We start from the raw sequence: 4,287 nt of genomic DNA, 5'->3' as shown, positions 1-4,287 counted from the left end.
GTTCTCGCCTTTCACGTCTTCCACGTCGGCTGTTGTACCAGCAATCTGATGCCTTCGCGAATGGTCTTCACAGCCCGCTTGAGAGGCGGATCAGTGATGGCCTCCCGCATCAGCCCGTGCGGCGTGCGCTGACGCGCCTCGGTCGCGCACCACCTGCACCCAAACCAGTTGATCAAGCCCAGCCCACGCGCACGCCATGCCAAGGCCAGACCGATGAGGCCGAGCAGTAGCCCGAGTGAGAGCGGCATGACCAAGGCTGTGGCGAGGCGTTGGAGATCTAGCCAGCCCATTCCCTGCTTACTGAACGGCGGTGGAGTGCTGAGGCTCAATGTCTGCTGTGAGGTTGCTATCCCTGCACTCGATTCCGGTTTCCCTACCGGAATAACGAAGGAGCTTTGCTCGGCTCATCCGGCCGAAGAAGACAACAACCCTTCAAAATACGCAATCGTCGGCCGCACCCCCTCACGCAGCGCCACCTTGATGCGCAGCCCATGCTGGCGATGGTCATCAAAGCAGAGCGTCTCGACGCAGCGCTTGCCTTCGTTCATGCAGCGCCCGCTCGCGCACGAAGGCCAGCCGGCGGGCTTCCTCGTCGGCGCTGAGTTGGCGGATGCGGCTCAGCGCCTCGCGAATCGGGGGGTGATCAATCGCAGCCATCGTCGTCTCCTCGCGCCAGTGCTCGAAGAAGGTCATCCAGGCGGCGCGCACGTCCTGGTCTCGGCTGAGCCGGTCGGCCTTCTTCAGTTCTCCAAAGTCCGCAACGAGCAGAACCCTCGGCACATAGGTCTCGCGGGCATGTTCAAAGCCGCTTACTGGATCGGATCTGCTCCAAGAGGTCGAGGGAGACGCGGTAGCCGAAATCCGACATCTCCCGAATGCACGCCTCCGGGCTCTGGATCAGCCCGCGCCGTTCCGCCATATCGAGCAGCCGAACCGATCCGACGATATTCAGCCCCTTGCGCAGCGCATAACGCCTCGCAAGTCGGTCATCCATGATCAGCAGTGAATGCTCCCGGTCCTCGAGTGCCAATCGGATCGAATCGCTTTCACCAAGCCCTAAGCTGGGGGTCAGGGGAGCCGCCCCCCGTGCACGGGCCTCGACAGCCAGCCAGCCGTCTCGGATGGATGCTGCGATCCGTTGCGCGTCCAGCGCCTCGACCGCCAAGCATTCGCTGCGCACCGATGCCGTGATCCAAACCCGGGAAAACAGCGTCCGCAGGACACCCAGTCGATCGATTGCAGCAAATGCGATCAATGGCCCGGCGTCAGCGATTACGACGCGAGCCATCGATCCAGGTCAGCGGCGTCGTGCCCGGTGGTTTCGTCGCAGCGGACAACATCGATACCCAGTTCACCCAGGTACTGGATAAACGCCTGCATGACCATGCCACTCAGCCGCACGGCCCCACCCAAAGACAGTGTCCCGTCTTTGAACAGTGTCGCGGCCAAGGCCGGTCTCACCGACTGCTCACCCTCGGCAACCGACGCGTCAAGGTGCACGATCAGCGCGTTCGGCTCATCGCCTTTGAGCACCAGCACCGGCGACTCTTCGGCCTGGCGTAGCGCGAGAGAGGGATTCTTTTTCAATTGTCTGACATTCGTGGCGTGCATCTGTCATCCCAGAGACCGGTCGTTGGGTCAGGTTGGCGTAGCCTACGCCACGTAGACTACGGTGTCGAGCTTGTGATTTCTCAGTTGCCCCGGCCGGGAAGCCGGGACCCAGGCCTAGACCGCCACCCCAGTACCCAGCCGAAACGAGCGCGCTGTACTGACCCGCTCCGCCAGCCGCTCCAGATCGCGCACATAGAACGCATTCCCTTGTCCCGAGCGCTGCCCATGCAACGGGCGCAAACGCCGTTCGCCAGGTTCATAGCGACAGGTCTGAAAGCCGCGCTGCAAGAGCGACTGATGCAAGGCATCCTCGTCAAACCCATACCGGGCACCGCTGCCGTTCAGCTCCATGATCACGGCCAGCAGCCCGGCGCAGCGAGCCTGCGCTCGGTGCCGGCGAGGACCTCGGTCTCATAGCCTTCGACATCGCTCTGGAGCGATGCCGAAAGACTCATGATGCGATGGCCGATTCGCCCCGCAACAACGCGTCGAAGTAAGCAATCGTCGGCCGCAACCCCTCGCGCAGCGCCACCTTGGGCTGCCAGCCTTGTTCCCGGGCCAACGTGATCTCCGGCTGACGTTGGCGCGGGTCGTCCTGCGGCAGCGGCTCATGCATCAGCGGCTAGCGCGAGCCGGTCAGTTCCTTCACCGCCTCAGCCAGCTCGATCATCGTGAACTCGCCGGGGTTGCCGAGGTTCACCGGCCCGGTCAATTCATCCGGGCTGTCCATCAGCCGCACAAAGCCTTCGATCAGGTCATCCAAATAGCAGAAGGAGCACGTCTGCTCACCATCGCCGAAGCGCGCGATCACCTCACTGGCGCTCGCTATCGTCGCCGAGCAGATCCTTGACGCTGGTCGCCTCGAAAATGTCATCCAGCCAGGTATCGAGCTGCGCCTCAGACGCCGCGCGGATGCGCTGAGCGGCCCAGGAGGGCAGCGGGCCGAAGCGACGGGTGAGTTGTCGGCGGAGCGTTCCGGCCTTGCCCTCAGCCTTGCCCTCAGCCTTGCCCTCAGCCTTGCCCTCAGCCTTGCCCTCAGCCTTGCCCTCAGCCTTGCCCTTGGCAAAGATCGACTGATAGGCCTTCGTCTCCTCAAGCGGTGTCAGCACATTCAACATGGTCCAGATCTCCTGAGCGGTCTTGCCGCTGAAGCGTTCAAAAAACCAAAATTCCAACACCTCTGACAATGTCTCGCGGGTGTCTACGTCGAGCGGTTGTAGACCGACTTGGCCGCGGGCTGGCCTGAAATTCGACCACGTAGGCCGGGCCGGCGTGGCCGTCAGGCGCAACCAGGCCATCGAGGCGGCGCTCGAGGCTTTTGATGGTCACCGACGAGACCTTGTAAGCGCCCACAAGCCGCAGGCCACCGGTGAGCACTCGGAAGGCCTCGGGGCCACTGCGCAGAAAAAGGTCGATCGGGTGATCGGTCTTCATGCCAGTGAGGATAGCCGAGTGCGTGGCTGATGCGCCCGGATCGATGGTTCCGGCTTAGCGGCCGGAATGACCGCATCGTCCGTCGCCCCGGCCGCGAAGCCGCGATTCCATGATCACGGCCAGCAGCCCTGGCGCAGCGAGCCTGCGCTCGGCGCCGGCGAGAACCTCTGTCTCATAGCCCTACACGTCGATCTTGATCAGCGAAGGTCAGAACGGTGGCGACGAGTTTCATCCGGAAACCGACTCCCAATCATCGAATCGCAGCCCGCGGACACGCCTGAACTCGTCGGTGTTATGCGTAACCAACGTGAGCCCATGCGCCAGTGCAATCGCGGCAATTTGAAGGAGGGCTTCGAAAGAGACGGCCCGCTGACCCGGATATCGTCGGTCAGCGGCGGGATGGCCTGGATGCCACTGGGCGTAAAGGCAAGCGGTGCACCCGAACTTGCTGTTCAGTGACCGTGACCATGGCGCCGGCCTCAATCTGATCTCCGATCTGCTCCAAGATCCGGGCGATCAAGGTTGCCACCTCCGGTCCGCGCAAGCCTTCACGGCGAATGCGAATCACCGAGGGACCGTTAGCGCCACTGATGGCCAGGAGTCGATGGAAGTCCGAGTCGAGGGTGACGATGACCCGTCCCAGTTCAAGCGCTAGGTCCGTGATCGTCTCGTCAGTGGCGCGGCTGTAGCCGATGTCGGCGACGTGGCAGGCCTCAATGGGCGGCGAATTCGAGCGCTTGGCGGATATCGTCGTCCTCAAGCTCCGGATACTCGCGTTTGAGCTCGGCTCGGTCAGGATACAAGGCGGCCGCCTCGAGGACGCGGCGCACAGTCAAGCGCATGCCGCGTATACAAGGCTGCCCATTCATCTGCGCAGGATTGATGGTGATGCGGTCAAATTGAACGTTCATGATGCCTCCTCACATCGAGGTTGCGTGTGACAGGGCTCGAAGCGCTTTGCGGCATGCGCGTTTCGATGTCCACCAGCTCCGCCTTCAGGTCGAGCGCTGGATGTTTGCAGACAGAATCCAAGTTGTCCACGCCCGGCATGACCTCCTGCGTGCGTCGCCCCGACCGGGAAGCCGGGACCCAGGCCTAGACCGCCACCCCAGTACCCAGCTGAAACGAGCGCGCTGTGCTGACCCGCTCCGCCAGCCGCTCGGAATCGCGCACGTAGAGCGTATTCCCTTGTCCCGAGCGCTGCCCATGCAACGGGCGCAAACGCCGTTCGCCAGGTTCATA

At 62.9% G+C, this 4,287-nt stretch carries 11 protein-coding genes and 1 pseudogene; all 12 read right to left on the bottom strand.

Annotation, left to right across the window (positions count from 1 at the left end; all coding sequences use genetic code 11):
- Positions 1 to 11 precede the first annotated feature (11 nt).
- Positions 12 to 290, bottom strand: a complete 279-nt coding sequence (locus VBE63_RS25405) for a hypothetical protein (protein WP_323685792.1) — start codon at positions 288 to 290, stop codon at positions 12 to 14.
- Between the two features lie 114 nt (positions 291 to 404).
- Complete coding sequence (locus VBE63_RS25400; protein ID WP_323685791.1) at positions 405 to 548, bottom strand: hypothetical protein; 144 nt, start codon at positions 546 to 548, stop codon at positions 405 to 407.
- A complete protein-coding gene (locus VBE63_RS25395) occupies positions 508 to 780 on the bottom strand; it encodes a hypothetical protein (protein WP_323685794.1) in 273 nt (90 codons plus the stop codon). The genes VBE63_RS25400 and VBE63_RS25395 overlap by 41 nt, the downstream gene beginning before the upstream one ends.
- Positions 781 to 799: 19 nt before the next feature.
- Positions 800 to 1,288 (bottom strand): hypothetical protein, encoded by a 489-nt coding sequence (locus VBE63_RS25390; protein ID WP_323685790.1) that lies wholly within the window; start codon positions 1,286 to 1,288, stop codon positions 800 to 802.
- On the bottom strand, positions 1,273 to 1,587 hold the full coding sequence (locus VBE63_RS25385; protein WP_323685789.1) for a UPF0175 family protein: 315 nt from the start codon (positions 1,585 to 1,587) through the stop codon (positions 1,273 to 1,275). Before VBE63_RS25385 ends, VBE63_RS25390 begins: the two co-directional genes overlap by 16 nt.
- 138 nt (positions 1,588 to 1,725) lie before the next feature.
- The gene (locus VBE63_RS25380; protein ID WP_323685788.1) at positions 1,726 to 1,962 is read right to left on the bottom strand and encodes a hypothetical protein; all 237 of its coding nucleotides are present in this window, start codon (positions 1,960 to 1,962) and stop codon (positions 1,726 to 1,728) included.
- Between the two features lie 100 nt (positions 1,963 to 2,062).
- Positions 2,063 to 2,227 carry a hypothetical protein gene (locus VBE63_RS31630; RefSeq protein WP_416274682.1) on the bottom strand — a complete coding sequence of 55 codons (165 nt, stop codon included), beginning with the start codon at positions 2,225 to 2,227 and terminating at the stop codon, positions 2,063 to 2,065.
- Positions 2,228 to 2,233: 6 nt separating this feature from the next.
- Positions 2,234 to 2,422, bottom strand: a complete 189-nt coding sequence (locus tag VBE63_RS31625; RefSeq protein ID WP_416274680.1) for a hypothetical protein — start codon at positions 2,420 to 2,422, stop codon at positions 2,234 to 2,236.
- 1 nt (position 2,423) lies between these two features.
- Positions 2,424 to 2,900, bottom strand: a complete 477-nt coding sequence (locus VBE63_RS25370; protein ID WP_323685793.1) for a DUF4351 domain-containing protein — start codon at positions 2,898 to 2,900, stop codon at positions 2,424 to 2,426.
- A 7-nt stretch (positions 2,901 to 2,907) separates the two neighbouring features.
- Positions 2,908 to 3,045 (bottom strand): annotated as a pseudogene (locus tag VBE63_RS25365) (hypothetical protein); the annotation flags it as partial.
- Between the two features lie 388 nt (positions 3,046 to 3,433).
- Entirely contained in the window at positions 3,434 to 3,805 is a 372-nt protein-coding gene (locus VBE63_RS25360) for a DUF5615 family PIN-like protein (protein WP_323685787.1), read from the bottom strand.
- Complete coding sequence (locus VBE63_RS25355; protein WP_323685786.1) at positions 3,759 to 3,956, bottom strand: DUF433 domain-containing protein; 198 nt, start codon at positions 3,954 to 3,956, stop codon at positions 3,759 to 3,761. Before VBE63_RS25355 ends, VBE63_RS25360 begins: the two co-directional genes overlap by 47 nt.
- Positions 3,957 to 4,287 lie beyond the last annotated feature (331 nt).

This window comes from Lamprobacter sp., assembly GCF_034860625.1.
GTDB lineage: Bacteria > Pseudomonadota > Gammaproteobacteria > Chromatiales > Chromatiaceae > Lamprobacter.
Note: the sequence above shows the minus strand (reverse complement) of the source record. Positions and strands in the feature narration are given on the sequence as shown.

Excerpts from the sequence above, each read along its gene's own strand:
- VBE63_RS25405 (WP_323685792.1), bottom strand. The coding sequence starts at position 290 with ATGGGCTGGCTAGATCTCCAACGCCTCGCCACAGCCTTGGTCATGCCG.
- VBE63_RS25400 (WP_323685791.1), bottom strand. The coding sequence starts at position 548 with ATGAACGAAGGCAAGCGCTGCGTCGAGACGCTCTGCTTTGATGACCAT.
- VBE63_RS25390 (WP_323685790.1), bottom strand. The coding sequence starts at position 1,288 with ATGGCTCGCGTCGTAATCGCTGACGCCGGGCCATTGATCGCATTTGCT.
- VBE63_RS25380 (WP_323685788.1), bottom strand. The coding sequence starts at position 1,962 with ATGGAGCTGAACGGCAGCGGTGCCCGGTATGGGTTTGACGAGGATGCC.
- VBE63_RS31630 (WP_416274682.1), bottom strand. The coding sequence starts at position 2,227 with ATGCATGAGCCGCTGCCGCAGGACGACCCGCGCCAACGTCAGCCGGAG.
- VBE63_RS25355 (WP_323685786.1), bottom strand. The coding sequence starts at position 3,956 with ATGAACGTTCAATTTGACCGCATCACCATCAATCCTGCGCAGATGAAT.